This is a genomic window from Paenibacillus sp. 2RAB27 (assembly GCF_052115445.1).
Classification (GTDB): domain Bacteria; phylum Bacillota; class Bacilli; order Paenibacillales; family NBRC-103111; genus Paenibacillus_E.
The window spans coordinates 395,655-421,004 of record NZ_JBFRGR010000004.1 but is presented as its reverse complement, the minus strand read 5'-3'; the positions used below and the strand labels follow the sequence as shown (position 1 = coordinate 421,004).

Genomic DNA, 25,350 nt, shown 5'->3' with positions numbered 1-25,350 from the left:
TTTCGTTTGTTCTTGAATAAATTTTACCGTTTGTTGTTTAAATTCATCATTGTACCTTTGCCGTTGTTCACCCATTGTGAACACCTCCTCGTTACATCTATTATCTTAAATCTGTTAACGAGGTGTCCACTTTTTATTCTAGCTGCAAAAATACAGCTATTTCAGCGATAGTTGCTAGATTTCCCGATTTAACTGTAAAAAATGTAGCTAAATTCGCCCGAATTACTCATTTCTGCGGAATTCCCTCTGATTAACTGTAGGTAATCCATCTAATCAGAGTTTGAACAGAAACTCACCGAAATTAACTACAGGAAATCCATTTATTCGTGTGGCGACCGATTGATCAAGAGGTATTCAGCTATTCACGTGGAGGGAACGACGTTTTCGCGAATCTATGAGAAAAAAAACTGCCTTCCCCTAAGGGAAAGCAGTCTTCGCTTCCTTATACGATCACTTTGCCGGAGCTGCTGTGGATTGCCTGATGATGAGTTCTGGACGCATAACGATGCGTTGCTTGGCTTGTGACTTCTTCTTCAGTTCGAGAATAAGCAGATCAACAACTTGCTTACCCATCGGCTCAATCGGCTGTGCAATTGTAGTAAGCGGTGGATCCGTCACAGAAGCTAGAATCGTATTATCGAAACCGATCACGGAAATATCTTCAGGAACTCGCAGCTTTAACTGTTTCGCAGCCTGCAAGGCGCCAATCGCGAGCATATCATTACAGCAGAACAGTGCAGTCGGCCGCTCGGCGGCAGGTTTCTCTAGAAGTTCAATAGCTTCGCGTTTGCCGTCTTCTACGGTATACCTACAATTCCGAACCCTCGCTTCGGGGAGTCCGATCCCCGCTTCAGCAAGCGTGGTCATGAATCCTTTTACCCGTTCACGACTACTCGTAACTTTGGTATGTTCGGCAAGGATCGCCATCCGAGTATGACCAAGCTCCAAGAGATGCTTAGCAGATAGCGTGCCACCAACGAAATCGTCAACAACAACGGTATGTACAGCCATATCCGGCATCTCCCGCGCAATCATGACAACAGGAATCGAACGCTCCATGAGTGGTGTAAGCATGTCCTTATTATCCATCCCGGTCCCGATAATCATCCCATCCACACTTTTTTGCTGGAGCAAGTTCAGATACCGTTCTACGCGTTCGTCTTTATTATCCGTGGAGCAGATGACAAGACTATATCCCAGATTATGACCTTGGTCCTCCACAGCCCTTGCGATTTCAGCAAAGAAGGGATTGGAAATATCAGGGACAAGCAGGCCTAACGTATATGTCTTCTTCCCCGTAAGTGCGGATGCGATGACACTCGGCTGGTAATTGAGTTTTTCCATCACCTTCAGAATTTCTGTGCGTCGTTCTTCGCTTATTTTCCCTTTACCGTTCATGACTTGCGAAACCGCTGCAATCGATACACCGGCTTCCCGAGCCACATCGTAAATGGTTGCCTTCATCGTACTACCCCATTTTTCTTGAAGAATACAGTTATTCCCCCATTATGACGGGGCTTGCCAGAACTTGCAACCGCCTTACGATTCGCTCGGCTTCGTCATGATCCAGGCATGGTCGGGGTCATTATTAAATTTCCATATCCGCGTAGGTCCAGCCATGACATTCAAATAATACACATCATAGCCCGGAGGCGCAGATACGGGGTGGTAGCCACGCGGAACTAGCACAGCTTCTCCGTTTTTAACAATTAACGTTTCATCAAGTGAACGATCATCCGTGTACACCCGTTGAATCGCAAATCCTTGCTCAGGCTGAACTCGGAAATAATACGTTTCTTCCAAAAAGGACTCATCCGGAAGCGCATCACGATCATGCTTGTGCGGTGGATAACTGGACCAATGGCCGTTCGGAGTGAAAACTTCGACAACAAGCAAACTATCCGCAGGCTCGCTCTCAGGTAAAATATTATGAATATAACGCTCGATATTCCCATATCCGCGTGTCTCAACGCCTACTTGCGCAGGCGCAATCAAGCGTGAACGATGATTCCCGGCACCAGGCGCTGAGCAAACAGCGAGCTGTAGGGAGGTTAACGCCTTCACTTCATAACTATCGTTGCTAGTCACATAAACGGAATACGGAGGAATTTGCTCAAACACGCTCATACGCTGACCAATTCCAAGCCATTGTTCTCCCTTCGTATGAACATCCGCTTTGCCGCTCAACAGGACGAGGCACACCTCTTGATCGGCGGTCTCACGTTTCAAGGTTTCTCCTGCTGCCAGCTGGACAACTTCGAAGCCAACATACTGCCAATGGGCCGATTCCGGCGTCACTTGTAGAAGGCTGCCTTCTTCATTCGGAGAAGATGCAGGTGTTACAATTAATTTGGACATCGTAACGTCTCCCTCTTTCTTAGGATATGGATGTTTCTGTGAGCAATTCCAATGCCTCGTTCACCTTCACTGGCCGTCCCAAACGGGAAGATAACTTCGCAGCTAATGCAATCCGTTCAGCTTGAACACCGTCATCCCCACTAACAGGCACACACTTATCATTCAAAATCGCATCAATAAACATTTGCGTTTCTTCTATATACGCAGCTTGATAGCGCTCAAGGAAGAAATGCAGCGGCTTATCACTCACAATCGAATCTGCTGTGGAGATCACAGCTGTATTCGGATGATCATTCGCAACGACCACACTGCCCTTGGAGCCAAACACTTCAACACGCTGGTCATAGCCATATACCGCTTGACGGCTATTATCAATCACACCTAGTGCGCCGTTCGCGAAACGAAGTGTCACAACCGCTGTATCCACATCGCCATGCTGAGCAAAATCCGGATTGATCAGTACATTTCCAACTGCATACACTTCTTCAACCTCGCTGCCTGAAACGAATCGAGCCATATCAAAATCATGAATCATCATATCCATGAAGATGCCGCCAGATACTTTGACATAATCGATATGAGGCGGATTCGGGTCACGGGAAGTAATTTTAATAATATGTGGATCGCCGATCCCCCCGCCTTGCACGACTTCTTGCACACGCTTGAAATTATGATCAAATCGACGGTTAAAGCCAATTTGCAGCTTCACGCCAGCTTTTTTAACTTCATCAATGGCTGATACGGTTTGCGTGATATCCATCGAGATCGGTTTTTCACAGAAAATATGTTTACCCGCACGCGCGGCCTGCGCAATCAACGGAACATGCGTATCAGTGGATGAGCAAATGAATATGGCATCGATATCTGGATGAGAAATAAGTTCGTTGCTTTCCTTAGTTACGATGGAAATGTTGCGATCTGCTGCCCATGCTTGGAGCTCTGGACCTGCAAACAGATCACTTACTGCCACAATCTCAACTTGCGGGTTCCGCAATAAATTGTCTGCGTGGATTTTACCAATACGGCCTGCGCCGATAATACCGATTCTGATCTTCTTCATCCTACGTTCCCTCCCGCTTTACCTGCACTTCCGAATAACTGGATTTTGGCTCTCACAGATGCAATGATGGCTTCCCGTGCTGGAATTAAATAATTCCTAGGATCATAGGCATCCGGATGATCATTCAAGAACGTGCGAATCGTTGCTGTGCAAGCGATTTGATTATCTGTATTTACATTAATTTTGGCTGTGCCACAAGCAATGGCTTGGCGAATTTCGTCATCGGGCAGACCGCTCCCCCCATGAAGCACAAGAGGTACTCCTGTTCGTTCCTTAATCTCAGCCATTCGTTCAAACCCAAGCTTAGGCTGTCCGCGATAAGGACCATGAACCGATCCAAGTGCAGGTGCTAAACAATCGATGCCTGTTTCCTGAACCATTTTCACACAATCCTCAGCCACCGCGTACATCCCATCTGCATCATCCACAATGAGATCATCTTCTCGTCCTGTGATTCGACCTAGCTCTGACTCTACTGATACACCAAGCACATGCGCAGCTTGCGTCACATGACGAGTCACTTCGATATTATGTTGGAGCGAATGATGGGAAGCATCGATCATCACCGAGGTAAATCCAGCGTGGATCGCTTTGATACATACGTCATAAGAGCTGCCATGATCCAAATGAAGAGCTACGGGCACTGTAATGCCGTAATGCTCGATCAAGGCTTTCACCATGCCAGCGATGCAAGGCAGTCCGCCCATATAGGGAATGTAAGCCTCACTGACACCAAGAATCACGGGCGCCTGCTCGAGTTGGGCCGCTTGTAAAATCGCTTGTGTGAACTCAAGATTATTTAAATTAAATTGCCCAACGGCATATTTACCTTCTAACGCCGTCAGCAGCATCTCTTTCATTGAGACGAGTGCCATACCAAACGCTCCTTTCTAGCGGAAACTCGCTGTTACCAGCGAGCCGTTACCATCTTTTTACGCGTATAGAATTCCACCCCATCCGTACCGTTAGCATGCAAATCGCCGTAGAAGGATTTCTTCCAGCCAGAGAATGGGAAGAATGCCATTGGCGCAGGTACACCAAGATTAATACCAAGCATCCCCGCTTCAATGTTTTCACGGAATTGACGTACATTGCTGCCATCTTGCGTAAACAGACATGCGCCATTCGCGAACTCGGAACGGTTGGAAAGCTCAATCGCTTCTTCGAGTGTTGCTACACGAACGATGGAAAGCACAGGAGCAAAAATTTCGTCTTCCCAAATTTTCATCTCGCATTGCACTTGATCGAAGATTGTCGGTCCTACGAAGTAGCCCGCCTCGGAAGCAGCGGCGTCTTTACGTCCATCACGGATCATAATGGCGCCTTCTTTTTCGCCGATGTCGATATATTTCAATGTACGCTCCTTGTGTCCACCGCGAATTACAGGACCTAAGAAAACGCCATCTTCATTTCCGTTGCCAATCGTAATCGCATCTGCCGCTTCAAGCAGCTTGCTAACTAGCGTATCCGCTACATCGCCTACAGCTACCACGACGGAACATGCCATACAGCGCTCGCCGGCAGAACCGAAAGCAGCATTGGTGATTTCCTTCACCGCAATAGATAAGTTCGCATCTGGCATTACGATGGAGTGATTTTTGGCGCCTGCAAGCGCTTGAACGCGTTTCCCGTTCGCTGCCGCTGTTTTGTATACATACTCCGCTACTGGCTGGGAACCAACGAAGGAGATCGCTTTAATATCTTTGTGCTCAAGAAGACCATTCACCACATCATGCGCACCATGAACGATGTTCAGCACACCAGCTGGCAATCCAGCTTCGTGGAACAATTCAGCTAGGCGGTTAGCCAAGTGAGGCGTACGCTCCGACGGCTTCAATACGAACGTATTGCCGCATGCGATCGCGAGTGGGAACATCCAGCATGGTACCATCATCGGGAAGTTGAATGGTGTGATGCCACCAATGACGCCGATTGGGTAACGGTACATCCCAGACTCCAGATTGGAAGCAATATCCGGAAGTTGTTTGCCCATCATCAGTGTAGGTGCGCCAGCGGCGAACTCCACACATTCGATGCCGCGAAGTACTTCGCCATAAGCTTCGGAGTAGCTTTTGCCGTTTTCTTTCGTCACGATACGAGCCAGCTCTTCCCAATGATCAACAAGCAGTTGTTGGTATTTGAATAGGACTCTTGCTCTCTTCGGTACTGGTGTACGGCTCCATGATTGGAACGCTTCTTGCGAATTACGAACCGCTTGATCTACTTCTTCTTTCGTCGAAATAGGAATATAAGCTAGAATCTCTTCAGTTGCAGGATTATAAACAGGTTCTGTTTGTGTTGCGGATGATGCGACCCATTCGCCGCCAATCCAGTTTTTCAATGTATGTGTCATAGCCATTTCGCTCCTTTAGGTTGATAAATCATTATGAGGCTGTAATTTCTCCGCGATTGCAACGTTCAATATAATCATCCACGGCAGCAGCAGTTGGCATAGCATCCGAGCAGCTATGACTGGAAATGACGATACAAGCAGCAGCGCTTCCGTATTCCATACTTTTCTCCAACGTCCAACCTTGCATAACCCCATAGATAAAGCCTGCTGCATAAGAATCACCAGCTCCAAAAGTCTTCACAACTTTCGCCGGGAAGCTCTTCGCACGATGTCCGACACCATCCGGTGTATAGGCGATAGAACCGTCTTTGCCATGCTTGATAATGACAATCTTCGCTGAATAGTCGAACCATTTGGCAGCCGTGATGTGGTCATCCTTTTCCGGATTATGCTCGAATTTCTCCATCATATCGAACTCTTCGCGCGTACCGAGGATGATATCGCATTTCTCAGCAGCCAGATTATAGTACACAGCCGTCTCTTCAGGCGATGTCCATGTGTATGGACGATAATCGAGATCAAATACGATGACTGCCCCATGCTTCTTCGCATAATTCAGTGCTTGGAACACCGCTTCACGTGATGGACTTTGAGCTAGCGCCGTGCCGGAAATCAGCAATACTTTCGCACCAGCAATCAGAAATTCCTGAACCTCATCAGGCGTAAGTTTCAAATCAGCCACGTTATCGCGATACATCAGAATGCTGCAATCTGTTGGGCTTTTGATTTCTGTAAAAGCTAACCCTGTCACAGCACCTGTGCGATCCGTCACGACATTGCTGGTATCAATCGCGTTGCGCTCTAAATAGGTAGCAATGAAACGGCCCATTTGATCATTCGCAATTTTGCCTATAAAAGCAGTCTTCATCCCTAATCGGGACATGCCGATCGTAATGTTCGCTGGCGAACCGCCGACATACTTCGTGAACGTCATCGTCTCTTCCATCGGACGGTGAATTTCGTTCGCATTCAAATCGATACATAATCTGCCGATAGCTACAAAATCAAGTGGTTTCTCTTGCGGGAATGTCACATAGGTCATGTCCTTATTACCTGCTTTCTTTGATTAATAAAGAATGGATATAGTTCAGTGCGTTTTTCGCATATTCGTATGCATTATGGGTTGCAGGATCTTGCTCACCTTCGAGCATTGCCCATCCGGTGTATTCACGAGCCAATAATTCTTTGAAAATCGGTGCAAAATCAAGGCAGCCATCCCCTGGTACGGTAAACACACCTTTGCGAATACAAGTTACGAAATCAACCTGCTCCGCGCGCGCTTCATCTAGTACAGCTTGACGAATATCTTTCAAATGGATGTAAGCAATTCGGTTGTAATGTTTGCGCAATACTGTCAACGGATCTCCACCACCGTAGTAGGTATGCCCTGTATCAAACAGCAGGTAGACCAAGGAAGGATCGGTTAGCTCCATCAATCGATCGATCTCTTCCGGTGACTCAACCACCGTTCCACCGTGATGGTGATAGGTCAGCTTCAGCCCATGTTCCGCTGCAATAGCTCCCGCTCGGTTAAGCCCTTCCGCTAAGCTCTGCCAACCTGCTTCATCGAGGCGAAGTACTTCTTTCTCGTTCGGTGTACGACGAGGATCAAAATGGAGCGAACCCCCGACTTCCGCTGTAGAAATTACCGTACTGCCCATTTCTTTCAGAAATAGCACATGTTTGCGGTAGGCTTCCAGCTCTTCTTCTCTATATGCGGGATCCGAGAACAGAACAGATTTCCACTGAGATACAAGTTGAATACCTCGTTTAGATAATTCGTTCTTTAATACGTTGATATCGGTCGGATATTTGCGTCCCATCTCCGTACCGGTCAATCCCAGTTTCTGGATCTCATCAACGATTTGTTCAAATGTGGTATCAGCGCCATGTTCCTTGACGTCCTCTCCCACCCAATTAATCGGATGTATGCCTAGCTTAAACGGTAGTGCTTCCATTGTTAGGTCACCTCTTCTTCGTTAAATGGGTTTAGCCGCTTGTATGTTTTTCTTCATTTCTTCATGGGCTGCTAACACTTTGGCACTCTCTGAAATCTCTGGTACGCCAACCTGCCACCAGGACTCATAGCCGCCTGTGTTCGTGCCAGGTACGACAGGGATTTCAATTAAGGTCGTTACTGTTTCTTTACTTGCCTGAAGCAGTGCGGACTTGAGCTCTTCTGCATTGGTCGCTTTGTAGGACTTCGCTCCCAAGCTGCGCGCATGTGCTGCGAAGTCAATCGGCATATAGCTTCCTGTCAGCTTACGCGTCCCTGTTTCCCGATAACGGAATTCATTCCCGAAGCCTTCGCTCCCTTGACTGCGTTGCAGATTATGAATGCATTGGTAGCCATGATTATCGAACAGCAGGATCGTAAATTTCTGACCCTCTTGCAAGCTCGTCACTAATTCGGAGTGAAGCATTAAGTAACTGCCGTCTCCGACGATCGCATAAACGTCACGCCCCGGTTCCGCCAAAGCTGCGCCGAAGGCACCGCTTACTTCATATCCCATGCAAGAGAAACCGTATTCCATATGGTACGTTTTGGGCTCAGTTGAACGCCATAAACGGTGTAAATCGCCAGGTAAACTTCCCGCTGCGCAAACCACAACCGAGGAAGGGTCAATTGTTTCATTAATCACACCAAGCGCATGTGTTTGAGCAAAGCCTTCGGCACACGCTGCTTGGTACAAACGTTCCACTTCACGATCCCATTCGTCTTTCAAAGTTGCTATGTAACCAGTCTCGTAGTTGCTCGAATAATCAAGAAATGTCAGTGTTTCGCGCAATACGTTTAGTGCTTCCTTCGCATCAGCTGTAATCGAAATACCGCCTAACTTCGAAGAATCGAAGCCGCTGATATTGATATTAATAAATTGCACATCGTCATTCTCAAAAGCTGATTTGGACGCTGTAGTAAAGTCGGAATACCGCGTACCCACGCCGATAATCAAATCCGCTTGTTTCGCCAGCTTGTTCGCCGCCAGTGCTCCTGTCACGCCAATCGCGCCGACTTGCAACGGATGGTTCCAAGGCAGCGAGCTTTTCCCTGCTTGCGTTTCCGCAACTGGGATGCCGAACACTTCTGCAAACTCCGCTAGTTCCTTCGTCGCTTCCGCATAGAGAACGCCGCCGCCAGCGATAATTAACGGGCGCTTTTTACCTAAGATCACTGCAGCCGCTCGCCCAACAGCTTCCTGCGCTGCTGGTCGGCGATCGATATAATGAACCTTTTTATCGAAAAAGGCTTCCGGATAGTCGTAGGCTTCCGCCTGCACGTCTTGGGGAAGCGCTAAGGTCACCGCTCCTGTTTCCGCAGGATCTGTTAACACCCGCATCGCTTGGGTCGCTGCGCTCATCAACTGCTCGGGACGAACAATTCGATCCCAGTATTTGCTCACGGACTTGAATGGGTCTGTCGCAGATACCGTATAATCGTTCATGACCTCAAGCTGCTGCAGCACGGGATCCGGCTGTCTCGACGCAAAATTATCCCCCGGCAGCAGCAGTACTGGGATGCGGTTAACGGTCGCCGTTGCCGCAGCCGTTACCATATTGAGTGCACCTGGCCCAATGGAGGTTGTGCAGGCATAAATTTGTTTGCGGTTCTTTTGCTTCGCGTAAGCGGTTGCAGCGTGGACCATCCCCTGCTCGTTCTTGCCTTGTATATACGTAAGGTCACCCGCGCTATACTCCAACGCCTCTCCAATCCCAGTTACATTGCCATGTCCGAAAATCCCCATGACACCTTGAACAAATTTAGTCTCCTGTCCATCGATGGATATGTACTGCTGGTCTAGAAAGCGAAGTAGTGCTTGTGCCATTGTAAGTCGAATTGTACGCATGTAAATCTCCCTTCTACTTAGAGGTTAAGCGCTTAATCTTTCAAGCTTTAAGCGCTCGCCCCTCTATGGGTTAAGCGCTTAATCCGATCATACAATATTTTAATTTCACTGGCAATGCTTTTTTTGTTGCTTCATCACGTTTACTTACTACTTCTATATTCCTTTGGTGACATATGAAACTGCTGCTTGAAGACATTCGTAAAATAATTTGGTTCATCAAACCCAATGGCACAAGCAATTTCAAATATTTTCATATCCGTATTCCTCAGAAGTAAAGCCGCTTTATCCATACGGACCCGAGTAACGAATCGTGTAAAACTTTCTCCCGTTGTTTTTTTGAAAACAACACTGAAGTAACTTGGATTTAAATGAATATGAGCCGCTACATCCGTCAAACGGCACTCCTCATTGTAGTGTTCCTCAATATATTTTATGGCTCTCTCGACCACATTATCACTTTTGGACGCCTGCCATTGATTGAATTGGAGCAGGAAATGCTTCACTTGCTGGGCTGCCCAATCCAGCACCTCCTTCGAGGTCCACTGACTCTGCGGCATTTCATTCGGGAGCCTAGCCAGCGCATTCTGATCGTCAGGATCAAACTGCTTCTGGATCGTCCCGTGCAATGCGATAGAAAGTGACAATGCACCAAGGCGCATCTCTTCTGGCGATGTAAGACTAAGCTCATGTATCACGCGGTTCAACAGCTCGAGCAGGCTGTCCTCTTGTCCAACTAGAATGGCTGACATGAGTTGAACTTCCATCTCTCTGACCCTTGCCTGATTAAGGGAAAGCATGATCCCCGATCCTGCTTCACTTCCGCTTAAAGAAGGAAGTTTAATAGGATCTGAGACTGCCTCCTTCGTTAACAGATACAATTGTGCCAAGTCTACTGCCGGAGGCGCTAGCCCCATTGAAACCATGCTTGCGCGAATTTTCAAATATTCAAAGGAGGCCGTTGGAATACTGCTTTGCAGTGTTTCCTCCACCTGATGTAACTCAGCCACCAAGAGGAATGTGTCATGATCTACAAGTAAGAGGCGGGCTTCCAGACCCGCTCCTTTCACTAGCTCTTCCACAATGTTGGAGAAGGCAAATTGCAGCAAACTCATGTCCCTTTTACCATTCGATCTATTCGCCATATCCTCATTATTCATATGCAATAACCACAATTCTTTATCAGACAGCGCTTGATTCAAGCCAACCAACGTGCTCATTTCATAAGGGAGGTCCAGTAATACCGCACGAAGCTCTTGATCCTGTTGCAGCTGTCTTTGCAAGAGTTGTTTCTGCTGATGCGCATACTTCTCATAGAACCGTTCTGACGCTCTGTTCATGATCTGACGAACGTCGTCTTCCGTGCACGGCTTAATCAGAATATCTAACGCTCCCAGCCTTACAGCGGCTTGCGCGTATTCGAAATTTTTGTATCCTGTCAAAATAATCACGATCATCTCCGGATAATTCTTTCGCAAATGTCCTACGAATTCGATACCATCCATGATGGGCATCCGAATGTCCGTTAAGACCAAATCAGGCTGAAGCTCATCAAGCAGTACCAAAGCATCCTGCCCATTCCCCGCCTCACCGACCACTTGCCAGCCCAGCTCACCACCTTGAAGCATCTTGACTAGCCCTTTTCTAAAATTCAGCTGATCCTCGACAATCAATACTCTTCCGCTTCTCATTCTAGTGCTCTCCTTTCATCGTTTGTTAGAAGTGGCAGAATAAGACGCATGTTCGTTCCGCTTCCTACTAGGCTTGAGATTTCCATACGGAACGGCGGGCCATACACTAACTCAATTCTTCTCACAACACTCCGTACACCTAGACTTTCTCGCCCATCCGTACGATGCGGCAATGAAGAGCCCTGAACTCCCAATATTTGTGAAACAGCCTTCTCATCCATGCCACACCCATTATCGGTCACATCAATCTCAAGGAAGTCGTCGCGGCTGCTTGCCTTGATGATCAATACTTTATGCGAAACCATATTGCGAAAAGCATGCCTAAATACATTTTCAACTAGCGGTTGAAGCAAGGAACGCATCACCTGAACATCCATAACATCCTCATCCACTTGAATGATGGTTTCCAAATCCGTTTCAAACAGTTCTTTCTGTATCTTCAAATAGTTACGAATCTGTTGGAATTCTTCTTTTACCGTCGTCAATGTTCGAACAGGCATCAAAGAATATTTGAGCATTTCCGAAATGGCAGCGATCAACGCGGCCGTCTCGGTTTCATCCTGCAGGTATAACTTCCAATAAATTTCATTGAACATGTTGTGAAGAAAATGAGGATTCAATTGCGCTTGCATGGCTTTAAGTTCCGCTTCTTTCTCACTTAATTGCGTGAGATATACTTCCTTAATTAGCCGTCCGACCTGTTCGGCCATTGCATTAAAACTTTCGCCCATATAGGCTAACTCGTCATGGGTACGTATTTCTATACGTGCATCGAAATCACCAGAACGAACCTTTCGTAGTCCTAGCATTAAATCCTTAAGCGGACGAAGTAGATTCCCCGTGGATAGTACGATGAGAACACTGGCGAGTAGAATACTGACCAAACCAGAGTAAACAATCATTTTGAACAAATCGCGACTTCTAGATTGAATTTCGGTTAACGAAGTTCCACTAACGAGCTTGAAATTAGTTACTTCGGATACGCCTTGGACATATAAATGATGCTCCATTAATTGCGTTGAATTCATATTTTGAAGCACCGATAATTGATCTAATTGAACGGGTGAATTCGTAAATAACAGTTCTCTACTCTTGTTAAACAAATACACTTGCCCCTGGCCTGCCTTCGTCAGCTCCTTCAGTGAACCTGAGAAGAAAGACTCATCAAAAGCCATAACGAGTACACCGTATGTCGTCAAACTACTATTTTTCATAAACCTTGCCACAATGATCGTGTTTCTAAAACCGCTTGGCTCAATTGACGATGCTAATGGCAAGCTAATCCACACAAGATCGCCAGAGGTGTCACTAATTTTGGAACGAATCACCTTGAATACATTCTCATCAGGGACATTTATGGAAGAAGTCGTATAGCTGAAATACGATGGATTCCCATTTAAGTCATATAGATACATTCCTGTAATATAGGGCGCATCTGATTTGAGTTGGTAAATCTGATCTTCGATTTGCTTCTTATCATAATAGCGATCAAAGGCATCAGAGTCTTCGCTCAGATTAATGCGTGAAATCACTTTTTCAATTGATGGATTAAATACAACTGTTTGCGAAATCCGCACAACTTCTTGCACCTTGAGGTCCAACTTCGCTAACGCTTCTTCGTTCGTGCTGGTAAATTGCTTACTGATCTCTTCCTCGAATAACGTTAAGTTATAGCGATACGTTAAATATCCGGTCAAGCAGAATGCCAATAAAATAATCATGGATAAACTGAGAATAAGTTTCACCCTGAAACTGCGATTAATCATAATTACATTTCGAATCCAGGATAGCATCTCATTTACCCCTTTGTTCTTAAGTGACCGAGCCTTAAGCGATATTATAACAACATTAATCGCTTTCCCGCTAATTTTTTTCACCAAGACAAAGCAAAACCGATGATCCCAAATTAAGGATACATCGGTCTTTTATCTATCTATTGTTTGAAAGTGGTCAACAACCGCTTAACAGATTCACCATATTCGTTCGTGAACGTCTCATATACTTTTACCTGAATCGGGAAATCAAGTTGGTTGGATCTTGCGTTTAAATCTATTGTGTTAGTACCATTGTACAAACGGCCTTCGCCTGACAAAGCTTGAACTGATTTGCCAACCGGATTTCCAACATTATCGAATAATTCGAATGAGAGCTTACTGTTAAACTTATCAACCGTAACTTGCTTATCCGGCTTCATACTCAGATCGAGCTTCAGCTTATAATCATAACTCATATTGGCTTGGAAAATAGCTGAAATGGACCAATCTTTGATGGTAATTTCATAAGGATACACGTTAAGTATTTTACTCGTCAGGTCATTTTTCTGAACAGGTACCTTGGCCGAGGCAAGCAGTGATTTATACGATATTTCGCCATTTGATTGTTGACTGTAGAGGTTCATTTTAAGACTTTCACCCGTCTCCGAAGCTGGCAATGCATACGAATAACTGACGACATACGAAGCATTCGGAACAACACTTAGTGCTGTAGCTTCCTGTCTTCTTCCGCCATAAGCATAACCATCTATACTAACAAGCTCAGTTTGAATAGCTGGTATTGGAATCGGACGGTCACTATTATTCGTCAATTTAAACTTTGCCACTGCCGTATTGAAGCCATCATCTTCATTACTTGTTACATGTAATTCAACTAAAGAGAGATCAACATTAGAAGGTACGAATTTATTCGTTGCATCTAGTCTAACTGGCGTACCTAGTGTATATTCAGGTGCTGGGAGGACTCCCTGCGTCACAGCTCCTGTAGGGAGAAGAATATTGACACGACCTACCCGGTAGGTGTCTTCAAGAAGCTTACCTTCCCCCATTGGACCAGCAAAACTCTCTGGTGTAACTACATTCAGGCTGGTGAATTCCGTATCCAGATCTGTTGGAATGACGATATGGATATATCTCTTCTCACCTGGATCAAGTGTAACCGTAGCTTCGGCACGATTACCGGAATATACCTTACTTGCTGACTTTCCGTCGATTCCAAAATTAGGTACCGTCTGACGTTCTTTGGTTGAATTTACGACTTGCATTTGAACAACCGTAGAAACGCCTTTCGCCGTAATTTCCTTATGAATGTCTACGGGAATGAATCCAAGGGTTGAACGCAATGAAGGTAAGGTAAAGGCTTCTCCCCATTTAACAATTGCTGATGATTTCGTAATTGTACTGTCACTGCCGTTCCAGACGATATCAGCATCAACAGGGATACTAAGCAGTGTTGTTTCTACTTTCGGATATACGTCCATATCCACTTCTATAAAGTTGAGGCTCGATAGATCCACATCGTCACTTCGTTCAACTATCGACAGGTAGCTAAGTTCCAACTGACTCTTGGGTTGGATGGATTTCGGGTTTTTGGCACTTGGCTGCAATGTATATTCAATACCGTCTGCCATTAGGACCCGTAGTTCAAAGTCAGGTACACGCGTTATTTTATCAGTCGTATTTCTTATTCGAATGACTGTTCCTAACTTTGTGGAATCCGATTCGTGCTCATTGAGCATGCTTTTGATTTCAACCTCAATTTTATTTGAAAGCGTATAGCTAACATTCGTACTTGCTGCAGCTTGTGCTGCCAAGTTCTGACTATCTGCAGCCCAAGCAGGTAAAGAAGCTGTAGATAAAAGGACAGCTGATACAACAAGAGTAGCTAGAGATCTCTTCATCTTCATATTCACTTATGTCTCCTCCTCATACATAGTAGGTTAGTTACTTACTTTTATCGTGTCTTGATCTTTCAGTTGATGTTGTCCGGAAGTCACCAGAATTTCGCCTTCTTTGACCCCTGAAATAACTTCCTGATTCGTCTCATTCAATCGACCAAGTTCAAGTTTACGCTTTTGTACCTTATCTCCATTTACGATATAAACAAAGTTATTTCCGCCTTCGCGAACGATGCTAAGACTAGGAATGACAGGCACGTTTTGTTCATCATCTTTGGTTAATTCCACTTGCGCCTTAGATCCTGGTTTCAGCTTGCCATCCGGATTCGGAACTTCCAGTTCCAGATCATAAGCTTTGGATTGTCCATTAATAACATCCGATAAGTAGGTTACTTTGGCACCAGCTTTCGTCGTTACGCCAGGAATATAGAAAGTCAATTCACTCTTACCTCTAACAAGATTAGCCGACTCTTCGCTAAGTTGTGATTTGATTTTAACTGGATTCGTCTGTTGAACTTCTCCTACGCGACCGCCTGGCGCTACTGTCTGACCAACCGTTATAGTGAGATCCGTCAACTTACCTGAAGCCGGAGCTTTTACCTCAAGATTGCTTAGAGCCCTCTCGATATTCTTGGCATTTACTTGCGCTGTTTCCAAACTGGACTCCGCTTGTGCCAACGAATTCGTCTCTTGCATGGTTTTCAGCGATCTACGTTCGCTAGCCAGATCTTTTTTGGAATTATTTAGCTTCGTTTCCATCTGTTCTAAGTCGGATTTCGTTGCTGTTCCTAGATCGTATTCATTGTGACCCCTGCTATAAGCTTTCTCTAGATCACTAACCGCGGTCTCCATCTTAGCAACACGGTCTTTGGCATCTTCGATCCCATTCGATGTATTTTGCTTAGCCGCTGTAAGTCCAGCCTGTGCTCCTTTGATGCCTACTGCATTCAAATCCTTCTGAATCAGCACATCCGTTGGATCCAATCGGAAAAGCACTTCGCCCTTTTCAACGATATCTCCACGTTTTTTCAGGATTTCAATGACTTCGCCACCCGACTTGGCGACTATATCTAATTGAACGGATGATACGACATCACCCACCTGTTCGACAGGCTCACCAATCTTTTGTTTCGTAACTTTTGCCGTTTTCACTACTTTTACCCCTTGCTCTACAGCTGTTGTTGCCGCAGGGCTTACTGCTGGTGATGACGAACATCCTACGGCTATCGCCGCGCTAAGCGCGAGGACACCGAATATCTTGGTACTCTGTTTGATCATAAACAACTGACGTTTCATATTCATTTTCCCCTTTTCCCCAGTTTAGATAATTAACGAACAGATGCGGCTTGCTCTGATTGAATGGCATTCGGCTTTCCTTTTCTCTTGAAAAGGCCGCCTTCTCTTTTCTTAAATAGAATCTCATATATAATTGGCACGATTACGAGCGTTAGTAGCGTAGAAGTCGTAAGACCGCCAATAACAACAACTGCCAAACCTTTGGAAATGATCGTTCCTTTGGATAATCCAAGTCCTAAAGGCATCAGTGCAAGTATCGTTGCACCTGCCGTCATGATAATAGGTCTTAATCTCGTAATTCCGGCTTCAATGAGTGCGTCACGAATGGAATAATCTTGCTCTCTTAGCTGCTGCACACGGTCTACGAGTACAATCGCATTGGTTACAACGATACCAATTAGCATGAGGAAGCCGATGAGTGATGTAACGTTAATCGATTCGCCCGTTATTAGTAGTCCTAAGAGGCCCCCAATAGCTGCTAGCGGCAGTGAAAACAGAATGGCAAGCGGCGCTCTCGCGTTACCAAAGGCAATAACCATAACCATGTAAACAATGAAGATGGAAGCTATAATGGCCATAAACATTTGCATGAAACTCTTTTGAATATCGTCGGATACACCCTTTACTTCACGAGTGACACCAGAAGGCAGTTCTAATTTGGCCAACTCTTCCGTAATTTTCTTGCTGACGCCGCCTTTATCCGTCGCATCAATTTTGGCTCTTACACTTACGATTTGTTCTTGATCTTCACGACTAATGCTATTCGGTGCATCAATCTGTTCAACGCGAGCTACTTCATTTAACTGTATCGTTTGACCAGTAGGTGTCTTGATCAAGAACGTACCCAGTTTATCCACAGAGTTTTTGTACACAGGATTCAACATTACCTTAGTGGCATACGTAATATTATTAAATTTGAGATCGCCAAGCTTCTCTTCTGAAATCCACGCGTTGACTGATTGCAAAATTTGAGCACTTGAAAGTCCATATAAGCGTGCTTTGTTTTGATTGACAACAATCTCGACTTCGGTTTTGGAATCACTCAAACTGTCTTTAATATCGTTCAGCTCAGGGAATTCCTTCATTTTATCTTTGATTAACTGTGAGGCTTGCTTCAGATAAAGTTGGTCATCGCCTTTCAAGGAGTACGAGAAATCAGCTCCAGTAGAAGTAGGCGGCCCTCCAGTAAACAATGTAATATTCACATCTGATCCTTGCGGCATCAGTTTCAACATATCTTCCTTATACGCTTTGACACCTTCATTCGCATTTGTCTCAGGTGTTAGCTCGAAAAACATCATCGCGCGATAAGCAAATCGATCACTGCTTTGGTTATATCCAACAAGAGATTCAATGTACTTGAACGCAGGTTTACCAGCGTTGTCTGTGTGTACTTTCAAAGCTTTTTCAAGTTCTTTGGACTTCTCATTCATCATTTCAATGGATGTTTCTCGCGGCATTTTAATCTCAATAACACCTTGTTTGACTGCTTCACTATCTGGCATAAAAGCTACTGCTAAATTAGGTACTGTAATGAAAATCGAGATAATAAGGGCAACACCAGCCATAAATAACGTTTTGATTCGGTTATTCAAGGACCAGATGAGCGCTTTCCTATATTTCACACCCATTGGTCCCACGTGATTGTCATCGTGACTGCCGAGCTTCTTGCTTTTAAGCACCATAATCTTCGCCAACATAGGAATTACCGTTAATGCAACAATTAATGATGACATTAGGGCTACGACAAGTGTAATAGCAAAAGGACGGAATACTTCACCAACGACCCCACTTACGAATCCAATGGGACCAAATACACCGACTGTTGTAATTGTAGAAGAAGTAATTGCGCTGGAAACTTGTTTCGTTGCTAATTTAATAACAGATTCATTACGATCTTGCGCTTTCTGCAGCTGACTATAGATATTCTCAATAACGACAATACTGTCATCCACGACTCGCCCGACTGCAATGGCCATTCCACCTAATGTCATGATGTTGAGGGAAATGCCTAGAGGACCCATAAATAATAACGTAACAAGAATGGAGAGAGGAATCGACACGAGTACGATGATTGTCATGCGTGCATTGCGTAGGAAAAGTAAGATCATTAATGAAGCAAGTATGGCGCCTAATCCGCCTTCTTGCACCATGCCGTGAATGGAATCTTTAATATCATTGGCAGAATTATAAATTTTGTGGAATTTCACGCCAGGCAGCGTTTGGCCCCAGTCTGTCATAAGCTTGTCAGCACTATCTGCAAATTCTACTGCATTCGCAGCTTTCGTTTTGTAAAGCAGTACGCCGATGGCTGGCAGTTCATCTAATCTTGCGATAAACTTGGACTCGCTGATCGCTTCAACTTTGGCAATTTGTTTGAGAAGTAGTGTATCGCCTGTTTTCGTTGTGATTTTCAAATTATCCAAGTTATAAATTGTGTCTAGTTCACCTTTGACTCGAACCATCTGTGTGTTCCCATTGAAATCTACCGTTCCTGCAGGGCTAGATACCAATGAGGCTTTGATCAAACTAGAAACTTCGGATGGTGTTAAACCATAATTATTTATCGCAGGTGCATCAAGCTTAATGGTTAGAACAGCATCCTGATTGCCTACAGAGTCGACATGGTCAATTCCCTTGAGCCCATTAAAGCCCGGAAGAATTGTATCTTTGTAGGCTTTATCCAACTCGGTTTGGTTCATTCCTGCGTCACCGTAAACCGCCAAATAATAGACAGGGTCTGAAGCAAAGCCCGCTGTTAATACTTTAGGTTTCTCAGAGCCTTGAGGCAACTTAACGTTAGAGATCAAGCTCTCTACATCTTTCTTAACATCTTCTGGCTTCTTATCTTGGTCCAACTCCAGAATAATCTGTGAGTAATTGTCCTGTGATCCGGAGCTAAGGGTTTTGAGTCCATCCAACCCCGCAACCGCCTTCTCTAATGGCTTCGTAATTTCATCCAGGACATCTTTTGGAGGTGCTACATAGGTAGTGCTAATAATAACTACCGGAAATGTAATGTCAGGCATACTTTCTACCTTCAGTGTGGTAGTAGAATAGGTTCCACCTACGACCAACAGTAGCATAACGATGAAAATCGCTGCCACATTTTTCATTGAAAACTCAGTTAACTTGGACATTCTCACTTCTCCCCTATCACCAGCTTTAATCCTTATACGCTTACTACTCACTCTTTCATCATACTTGGAATTTTTTAACATTAAATATAATGAAATTGACAATTCCGTGTATGCTCGATCGGATTTATTATAGCTTTTCATTGTCATTAAAACAGGTGAGTAAAGTCATATTTAAGTCATATTTTGGTAATACGAACGGGTAAAATGATTGTGACTTTATGTGAAACAAGTTCTAAAAAACAAAAACCGATGCTCCCCAATATGTGAGGGCATCGGTTTTCTGATTTTTAAACTATGTTGTTATAACATTTGGAGGAGCGATTTACCGAAGAAAATTCCGCAATCGCCCTGGATAATCGGTAATAATCCCCGTAACACCAGCTGCAATCAACCTTTTAAAATCCGCAACATCATTTGCCGTATAGGGATAAACAGCCAGTCCCGCAGCATCAGCCCCTAGAACATCCTCCATGTCTATACAGTGGTGATACGGAATGCAAGGAAAACACATCTACCCCCAATTGCTTAGCATAGGCTGCATGATCTATTAAATTGGCTGCATAAAGCAATCCCACTTTCGCCTTAGGCTGCGCTAGTTTGATCCTGCGAATCAACTTGTGATCAAAGGAAGAGATCACGATATCCTTCCATCTATCCATTTCGTCCAAAAATGCCAACAACGCCTTCTCCATTCTCCCCTCGTAAGCGTGTTTGACTTCCACATTGATGAGATGTCCCCGTGGTACAAGCTCGAATACTTGACGCAGATGAGGAATTCTCTCTCCCGTGAAAGATTCCGAAAACCAAAAACCTGCATCCAACGACTTCAACTCTTCCCAGCTCTTGTCACCAATAAATCCGGAGCCATCTGTCGTACGGCAATCTAAATATGCTCAAATTATAGTTGAATGATCCTCATTCTGCCCAGTATGAAACTCTAATGTATTTGTAAATTTTTCTAAAAATATACAAAACCTTCACTTGAATTTGACATTGGTCAAATAAACAAGCGTTAGTCTAGTAACGAAGCATACATGTTTAATAATGTTCATGGAGGAGCTTGAAATGAATGCAATAGAAAGAGATTTACCTCATGCAAGAAAATCTAAAACAACCGTAAAAGCAGCGCATCCACGCAAGGCAGCGATCAGCCAGAACTGGGCAGAGACGATCCTTGGTTATATCTTTTTGTTTCCTTCTCTTCTACTATTTTCCATCTTTTTGTTCTATCCCTTGATACAAAGTTTCTATCTCAGCTTACACGAAACCGATCCTCGAGGCAGGGTTGCTGCTTTCGTAGGGCTCGATAATTTTACAGCGATATTCACCTCTGAACGATTCTATCAAAGCTTAGGCGTTACAGGCTTATTTACACTACTAACCGTGCCTACAGTTATCGTAATTGCACTCATGCTCGCCGCATTTACGCACAATCAGCTCAAAGGCATGCGAATCTTTCAATTCATTTTCTCACTACCTGTTGTTCTATCTGTTGGAACTTCCGCTGTGATCTGGATGATGCTGTTTCACCCAAGTGTCGGCATGTTGAATTATTTGCTTCAGCAAGTTGGCTTAGAACCTGTGGCATGGCTGACGGACCCCAGATGGGCACTGCTTTCTGTCTCGATGATGACGGTCTGGATGAATCTCGGCTTCACCTACATTGTCCTGCTCAGTGGACTTCAAGGCGTTCCTGATGAAATCTATGACAGCGCCAAAATCGATGGATCTGGCCCCATTCGTACCTTTGTGCAAATTGTCCTGCCATTGCTTTCACCGACGGTATTCTTCGTCACGATCGTGTCCATCATCGGTGCTTTTCAGTCCTTTGGACAAATTCATATTCTGACCAAAGGGGGACCCGTCAACTCTACAGATGTACTTGTCTACTCCTTGTATCAAGATGCATTTATTAACTTCCGATTTGGTACAGGCAGCGCGCAAGCACTTGTCCTTTTCACCATAATCCTAATTTTCACTGTCATTCAGTTTAAAGTGTTTGAAAGGAAGGTGCACTATCAATGATCACTCGTTTGCAACAAACCTTCTTCTACATCCTATTGATCATCTGCGCCGCACTTGTTCTATATCCCATCTTCTATACGTTCTCTTCTGCATTTATGACGCCAGAGGAAGCATCCGCCTATCCGCCACACTTCTTGCCTAGCAGCTTTTATCTAGGTAGTATCGCCGCTGTCTTCAAACTTGTACCCATCACCAAATTTGTTACCAATAGTCTAGTTGTATCTATCGTAATTACCCTGGGACAGCTGATTACATCGAGCATGGCCGCCTATGCCTTTACCAATATTCGCTTTATAGGCAAGTCCTTCATCTTTGCGCTCTTCATGGCTACCATGATGATTCCTTGGGAGGTCACCATTATTCCCAACTATTTGACGGTTAAAAAATGGGACTGGCTCGATAGCATGCAGGGGCTAACCGTTCCATTCTTGGCAACGGCCTTCGGTACCTTCCTCCTGCGGCAATTCTTCTTACAACTGCCCAAAGAGCTCTTCGAAGCGGCACGTATCGATGGCTGCGGACATTTTCGCATGTTCCTTCGAATTGTGCTTCCACTCGGGCGTCCAGCCTTGGCAACGTTAGCTGTGTATGCCTTTTTAAATGCATGGAACATGTATCTATGGCCACTGCTCATCACGAACAGCGAAGCCATGAGAACCGTGCAAATTGGCATCGCAATGCTGCAATTCGAAGAATTGACGGTATGGAATTTGGTTCTGGCAGGCGTAAGCATCGTCTTGCTGCCATCCCTCTTATTGCTCGTCCTCGGTTTAAAACAACTCGTTCGCGGACTCACGGCCGGTGCTGTGAAAGGTTAAACCCTACTTGATGGCTGCTCTGTTCAGCAACTCGCTGAATCAGATTTCCATATATTTTAGAAAAGAGATAAGGGAGAGAAACGAAAACTATGAAAACATTGCAAACGAAAAGCTCCATCCTTGCTATGACTGCAATTATGGTGCTGTTAACTAGTGCTTGTGGCAAAGCAGAAACAACGACTTCAGGCAGTACGACAGAAAGTAAACCAACGGCAAGTGCCGCTGCAGCGGATGTCAAAAAACCAACTGAACCTGTTAAAGTGATTTGGTGGCATTCGATGAGTGGAGAGCTCGGCAAAGCCGTCGATAAATTAGTGGCAGATTTCAATAGCTCACAGAAGAATGTACAAGTTGAAGCAGTATTCCAAGGTACGTATGATGAAAGTATCAATAAAATGAAAGCATCGATGGATACCAAAAGCGGTCCTTCCCTCATTCAAGTTTACGAAATCGGCTCACGCTTCATGATCGATTCCAAAGCCATCACTCCCGTACAAAAGTATGTCGATGCTGATAAGTTCGATCTTTCCCAACTTGAAGAGAACATTCTGAATTATTATAAAGTCGATGGCAAACTGAATTCCATGCCTTTCAACACCTCTAACCCTATCCTTTATTACAACAAAGATATGTTCAAAGCTGCGGGACTTGACCCTGAGAAACCACCGACTACATATGAAGAAATTACAACAGCTGCTAAAGCGTTGAGTAAAGATGGGAAATCCGGCTCTTCCTTTGCCATCTACGGCTGGTTTATGGAGCAATTCTTTGCTAACCAAGGTGTTGAATACCTTAATAATGGGAATGGACGTACCACTGCTGCAACAGAATCCATGGTCAACAATGAGGCGGGCGTCAAAACGCTAACATGGTGGAAAGAGATGGTCGACAACAAAACGTCCGCCAACCTTGGCCGTAAAACAGATGACACGAAAAAAGCTTTCTTAGCTGGCCAAATCGCTATGACATTGGATTCCACTGCTTCTCTTCGCGGTATTGTAAGCGGTGCTGAAGGCAAATTCCAAGTGGGTACTGGCCCGCTTCCTAAGCCATCCGATGCCAAAGACGGCGGTGTTGTCGTTGGAGGCGCGAGTCTCTACATCTTGAATAACAAGTCAGAAGCCGAGCAACAAGGTGCTTGGGAATTCATTAAATTTCTAACAACGCCACAAACACAAGCATGGTGGAACGTGAACACAGGCTACTTCCCAATCACGAAGAAAGCGTATGACGAAGCAATTATCAAAGACAACCTTGCGAAATACCCGCAATTCCAAACAGCCATCGATCAATTGCACAAAACGAAAGCCAACACAGCAACGCAAGGTGCGGTTATGGGTGTATTCCCAGAAGCTCGTCAAATCGTCGAAACAGCGATTGAAGAGGCTCTGACTGGCAAAAAAGCGCCAAAAGACGCGTTGGATAACGCAGCTAAGAGTATTACTGAGAAAATTGGTGCTTATAACAAGACCGTGAAATAATGCAAAACAAAAACCGATGCTCCCCAATTATGGGGGCATCGGTTTTCTGTTTTTCAAGCGATGTTGATCTGAAAAAGCTCCTCTAACTCCATCTCTAGCACTTCGCTTAGTCGCTTAGCGGTAGATGGCCCCACAGATTTAATCGACCGTTCCAGTAAACTTATGTACGCGTGGCTCAGGCCAGAATGCCGTGCCAGCTCTCGTTGCGAGTAACCTTTCATGACTCTTGCCTTAATGAATGCATCTGTTTTGGCTTTAATCTGAATATGCATCGGCGTTGGTGTCAGTCCCCCATCCTCACTTCGTCCTATCTGAAGTATACCGCATATTCACTAATGTAACAATAAATGTTTACATTAGTAATCATATATGTGAGCATACCTTTATTTAACAGGTCCGAAACTCATCGTTGTAATTACTATAGTAAACTGTTAGTATTAAAACGTTTACTAATGTTTACTTTACGGAGTGAGGATGGGCTGACATGTACTTTTACGATAAATTACGAGATATGCGCAAAATGAAAGGCTTCACCATCCGCGAGCTAGCTGATCGTTCAGGTGTGTCCGCGGCATACATCTCTCAACTTGAGAATGGCAACCGCGGAATTCCTTCTCCCGACGTCTTGATGAAATTATCTGAGGGGCTTAACACGTCTTACTCGGAACTGATGGATATTGCTGGTTATCTCGAGTCCTCCCAGGCGAACCAACAGTTTGAAAGCAATCCTGTTAATCTGCGGCGTTTTCTTCGTGAAAATGAACTCATGTTCGATGGTTTTATCTTAACGCCTGAAGATAAGGAATGGGTGGAGCGCATGCTCACCGTCCTTTTCTGGAAAGAACGTCAATCGAACAAAAGCACCGAAAGTGAACCCTCCTCATGAAGATTCCATCCACTCGATTACAGTGCTATTTGTTGCCCCGGTGACATCACGATTCCTTTAATGCCTTCTTCTTCCAGGATTGCAACAAAGGCGTTCGGATCTTGTTCAATCACTGGAAACGTATTATAGTGCATCGGGACAACGGTTTTGGCTTTCAAATATCCCGCTGCAATCACGGCATCTTCCGGTCCCATGGTGTAGTTATCCCCGATCGGCAGAAAGGCCAGATCAATATTGTTCATTTTGCCAATCAGCTTCATATCTTTAAATAACCCCGTGTCCCCTGCATGATAAATGGTTTTCCCTTCTACCTTTAGCAAGAATCCACTCGCCATGCCTGTATAGATGTTTTCTTTGGTGCCTGGCGGATTATAGGAAGAATCGTGTAAGGCAAGGGTCAATTTGACTTTACCAAAAGGAAACTCATAAGCCCCGCCGATTCCCATCCCGTGTGTTTTTGCCCCCTCAAAGCCCAAATATCTGGCCAAATCGTTAGGAGCAATAACAGTTGCATCGTTGCGCTCTGCAATGGATAACGTGTCCCCGACATGATCCCCATGTCCATGGGTAACAAGGATGTAATCTGCCTTGATGTCTTCCGCTTTGACCGTTGCTTGCGGATTACCGGTAAGGAAGGGGTCAATAATCAAGGTGTGTTGCTTCAAACGAATTTCGACACAACTTTGTCCATGGAAAATAATGTTCACTTATTTCAGCTCCTTTGGGTTAA

Annotated in this window: 20 protein-coding genes and 1 pseudogene; 4 read left to right on the top strand and 17 right to left on the bottom strand. The window is 44.9% G+C overall.

Annotated features, from left to right (window positions below):
- Positions 1–450 precede the first annotated feature (450 nt).
- The 15 genes and pseudogenes from AB4114_RS09030 to AB4114_RS08960 all read right to left on the bottom strand — a co-directional run.
- Complete coding sequence (locus tag AB4114_RS09030) at positions 451–1,464, bottom strand: LacI family DNA-binding transcriptional regulator (RefSeq protein WP_171634159.1); 1,014 nt, start codon at positions 1,462–1,464, stop codon at positions 451–453.
- Positions 1,465–1,539: 75 nt separating this feature from the next.
- Positions 1,540–2,358: a 5-deoxy-glucuronate isomerase gene (gene iolB, locus AB4114_RS09025; protein ID WP_441988141.1), complete on the bottom strand. Its 819-nt coding sequence runs from the start codon at positions 2,356–2,358 to the stop codon at positions 1,540–1,542.
- 19 nt (positions 2,359–2,377) lie between these two features.
- Entirely contained in the window at positions 2,378–3,418 is a 1,041-nt protein-coding gene (iolG, locus tag AB4114_RS09020) for an inositol 2-dehydrogenase (protein WP_441988140.1), read from the bottom strand.
- The gene (gene fba, locus AB4114_RS09015; RefSeq protein ID WP_441988139.1) at positions 3,415–4,293 is read right to left on the bottom strand and encodes a class II fructose-1,6-bisphosphate aldolase; all 879 of its coding nucleotides are present in this window, start codon (positions 4,291–4,293) and stop codon (positions 3,415–3,417) included. The genes iolG and fba overlap by 4 nt, the downstream gene beginning before the upstream one ends.
- Positions 4,294–4,325: 32 nt before the next feature.
- Positions 4,326–5,771: a CoA-acylating methylmalonate-semialdehyde dehydrogenase gene (locus tag AB4114_RS09010; RefSeq protein WP_441988138.1), complete on the bottom strand. Its 1,446-nt coding sequence runs from the start codon at positions 5,769–5,771 to the stop codon at positions 4,326–4,328.
- Between the two features lie 31 nt (positions 5,772–5,802).
- Positions 5,803–6,813: a 5-dehydro-2-deoxygluconokinase gene (gene iolC, locus AB4114_RS09005; RefSeq protein WP_441988137.1), complete on the bottom strand. Its 1,011-nt coding sequence runs from the start codon at positions 6,811–6,813 to the stop codon at positions 5,803–5,805.
- Positions 6,814–6,820: 7 nt separating this feature from the next.
- Positions 6,821–7,729: a myo-inosose-2 dehydratase gene (iolE, locus tag AB4114_RS09000; RefSeq protein WP_441988136.1), complete on the bottom strand. Its 909-nt coding sequence runs from the start codon at positions 7,727–7,729 to the stop codon at positions 6,821–6,823.
- A gap of 21 nt (positions 7,730–7,750) precedes the next feature.
- The gene (gene iolD, locus AB4114_RS08995) at positions 7,751–9,616 is read right to left on the bottom strand and encodes a 3D-(3,5/4)-trihydroxycyclohexane-1,2-dione acylhydrolase (decyclizing) (RefSeq protein WP_441988135.1); all 1,866 of its coding nucleotides are present in this window, start codon (positions 9,614–9,616) and stop codon (positions 7,751–7,753) included.
- Between the two features lie 140 nt (positions 9,617–9,756).
- Complete coding sequence (locus AB4114_RS08990; protein WP_441988134.1) at positions 9,757–11,304, bottom strand: response regulator transcription factor; 1,548 nt, start codon at positions 11,302–11,304, stop codon at positions 9,757–9,759.
- Positions 11,301–13,097 (bottom strand): sensor histidine kinase, encoded by a 1,797-nt coding sequence (locus tag AB4114_RS08985; protein ID WP_441988133.1) that lies wholly within the window; start codon positions 13,095–13,097, stop codon positions 11,301–11,303. The genes AB4114_RS08990 and AB4114_RS08985 overlap by 4 nt, the downstream gene beginning before the upstream one ends.
- Before the next feature lie 140 nt (positions 13,098–13,237).
- The gene (locus AB4114_RS08980) at positions 13,238–14,989 is read right to left on the bottom strand and encodes a hypothetical protein (protein ID WP_441988132.1); all 1,752 of its coding nucleotides are present in this window, start codon (positions 14,987–14,989) and stop codon (positions 13,238–13,240) included.
- A 27-nt stretch (positions 14,990–15,016) separates the two neighbouring features.
- Positions 15,017–16,270, bottom strand: coding sequence for an efflux RND transporter periplasmic adaptor subunit (locus AB4114_RS08975; RefSeq protein WP_441988131.1), 1,254 nt, complete (start codon positions 16,268–16,270; stop codon positions 15,017–15,019).
- 32 nt (positions 16,271–16,302) lie between these two features.
- Positions 16,303–19,410, bottom strand: a complete 3,108-nt coding sequence (locus tag AB4114_RS08970) for an efflux RND transporter permease subunit (protein WP_441988130.1) — start codon at positions 19,408–19,410, stop codon at positions 16,303–16,305.
- Between the two features lie 322 nt (positions 19,411–19,732).
- Positions 19,733–19,882: a glycerophosphodiester phosphodiesterase family protein gene (locus tag AB4114_RS08965; protein ID WP_441988155.1), complete on the bottom strand. Its 150-nt coding sequence runs from the start codon at positions 19,880–19,882 to the stop codon at positions 19,733–19,735.
- Positions 19,860–20,276: pseudogene (locus tag AB4114_RS08960) on the bottom strand (glycerophosphodiester phosphodiesterase); the annotation flags it as partial. The pseudogene AB4114_RS08960 and the gene AB4114_RS08965, both read right to left, overlap by 23 nt.
- Before the next feature lie 199 nt (positions 20,277–20,475).
- On the opposite strand from AB4114_RS08960, the gene AB4114_RS08955 reads away from it, so the two are divergent.
- The 3 genes from AB4114_RS08955 to AB4114_RS08945 all read left to right on the top strand — a co-directional run bounded on the left by AB4114_RS08955 (position 20,476) and on the right by AB4114_RS08945 (position 23,734).
- Positions 20,476–21,435 carry a carbohydrate ABC transporter permease gene (locus tag AB4114_RS08955; RefSeq protein WP_441988129.1) on the top strand — a complete coding sequence of 320 codons (960 nt, stop codon included), beginning with the start codon at positions 20,476–20,478 and terminating at the stop codon, positions 21,433–21,435.
- Complete coding sequence (locus tag AB4114_RS08950; protein WP_441988128.1) at positions 21,432–22,253, top strand: carbohydrate ABC transporter permease; 822 nt, start codon at positions 21,432–21,434, stop codon at positions 22,251–22,253. Before AB4114_RS08955 ends, AB4114_RS08950 begins: the two co-directional genes overlap by 4 nt.
- An 89-nt stretch (positions 22,254–22,342) precedes the next feature.
- Complete coding sequence (locus AB4114_RS08945) at positions 22,343–23,734, top strand: ABC transporter substrate-binding protein (protein ID WP_441988127.1); 1,392 nt, start codon at positions 22,343–22,345, stop codon at positions 23,732–23,734.
- Positions 23,735–23,787: 53 nt separating this feature from the next.
- Here the strand turns inward: AB4114_RS08945 and AB4114_RS08940 are convergent, their stop codons facing one another.
- Complete coding sequence (locus AB4114_RS08940) at positions 23,788–23,955, bottom strand: helix-turn-helix domain-containing protein (RefSeq protein WP_246302971.1); 168 nt, start codon at positions 23,953–23,955, stop codon at positions 23,788–23,790.
- A gap of 263 nt (positions 23,956–24,218) precedes the next feature.
- Here AB4114_RS08940 and AB4114_RS08935 point away from each other — a divergent pair, with 263 nt between their 5' ends.
- The gene (locus tag AB4114_RS08935) at positions 24,219–24,620 is read left to right on the top strand and encodes a helix-turn-helix transcriptional regulator (RefSeq protein ID WP_171634119.1); all 402 of its coding nucleotides are present in this window, start codon (positions 24,219–24,221) and stop codon (positions 24,618–24,620) included.
- A 17-nt stretch (positions 24,621–24,637) separates the two neighbouring features.
- Here AB4114_RS08935 and AB4114_RS08930 read toward each other — a convergent pair whose 3' ends face one another.
- The gene (locus AB4114_RS08930; RefSeq protein WP_441988126.1) at positions 24,638–25,327 is read right to left on the bottom strand and encodes a metal-dependent hydrolase; all 690 of its coding nucleotides are present in this window, start codon (positions 25,325–25,327) and stop codon (positions 24,638–24,640) included.
- Positions 25,328–25,350 lie beyond the last annotated feature (23 nt).

What these genes read in the sequence shown, in the direction of transcription:
- AB4114_RS09030 (WP_171634159.1), bottom strand. Translation starts at nt 1,464, where the DNA reads ATGAAGGCAACCATTTACGATGTGGCTCGGGAAGCCGGTGTATCGATT.
- iolB (WP_441988141.1), bottom strand. Translation starts at nt 2,358, where the DNA reads ATGTCCAAATTAATTGTAACACCTGCATCTTCTCCGAATGAAGAAGGC.
- iolG (WP_441988140.1), bottom strand. Translation starts at nt 3,418, where the DNA reads ATGAAGAAGATCAGAATCGGTATTATCGGCGCAGGCCGTATTGGTAAA.
- fba (WP_441988139.1), bottom strand. Translation starts at nt 4,293, where the DNA reads ATGGCACTCGTCTCAATGAAAGAGATGCTGCTGACGGCGTTAGAAGGT.
- AB4114_RS09010 (WP_441988138.1), bottom strand. Translation starts at nt 5,771, where the DNA reads ATGACACATACATTGAAAAACTGGATTGGCGGCGAATGGGTCGCATCA.
- iolC (WP_441988137.1), bottom strand. Translation starts at nt 6,813, where the DNA reads ATGACCTATGTGACATTCCCGCAAGAGAAACCACTTGATTTTGTAGCT.
- iolE (WP_441988136.1), bottom strand. Translation starts at nt 7,729, where the DNA reads ATGGAAGCACTACCGTTTAAGCTAGGCATACATCCGATTAATTGGGTG.
- iolD (WP_441988135.1), bottom strand. Translation starts at nt 9,616, where the DNA reads ATGCGTACAATTCGACTTACAATGGCACAAGCACTACTTCGCTTTCTA.
- AB4114_RS08990 (WP_441988134.1), bottom strand. Translation starts at nt 11,304, where the DNA reads ATGAGAAGCGGAAGAGTATTGATTGTCGAGGATCAGCTGAATTTTAGA.
- AB4114_RS08985 (WP_441988133.1), bottom strand. Translation starts at nt 13,097, where the DNA reads ATGCTATCCTGGATTCGAAATGTAATTATGATTAATCGCAGTTTCAGG.
- AB4114_RS08975 (WP_441988131.1), bottom strand. Translation starts at nt 16,270, where the DNA reads ATGAAACGTCAGTTGTTTATGATCAAACAGAGTACCAAGATATTCGGT.
- AB4114_RS08970 (WP_441988130.1), bottom strand. Translation starts at nt 19,410, where the DNA reads ATGTCCAAGTTAACTGAGTTTTCAATGAAAAATGTGGCAGCGATTTTC.
- AB4114_RS08965 (WP_441988155.1), bottom strand. Translation starts at nt 19,882, where the DNA reads ATGGAGGATGTTCTAGGGGCTGATGCTGCGGGACTGGCTGTTTATCCC.
- AB4114_RS08955 (WP_441988129.1), top strand. Translation starts at nt 20,476, where the DNA reads ATGAATGCAATAGAAAGAGATTTACCTCATGCAAGAAAATCTAAAACA.
- AB4114_RS08950 (WP_441988128.1), top strand. Translation starts at nt 21,432, where the DNA reads ATGATCACTCGTTTGCAACAAACCTTCTTCTACATCCTATTGATCATC.
- AB4114_RS08945 (WP_441988127.1), top strand. Translation starts at nt 22,343, where the DNA reads ATGAAAACATTGCAAACGAAAAGCTCCATCCTTGCTATGACTGCAATT.
- AB4114_RS08940 (WP_246302971.1), bottom strand. Translation starts at nt 23,955, where the DNA reads ATGAAAGGTTACTCGCAACGAGAGCTGGCACGGCATTCTGGCCTGAGC.
- AB4114_RS08935 (WP_171634119.1), top strand. Translation starts at nt 24,219, where the DNA reads ATGTACTTTTACGATAAATTACGAGATATGCGCAAAATGAAAGGCTTC.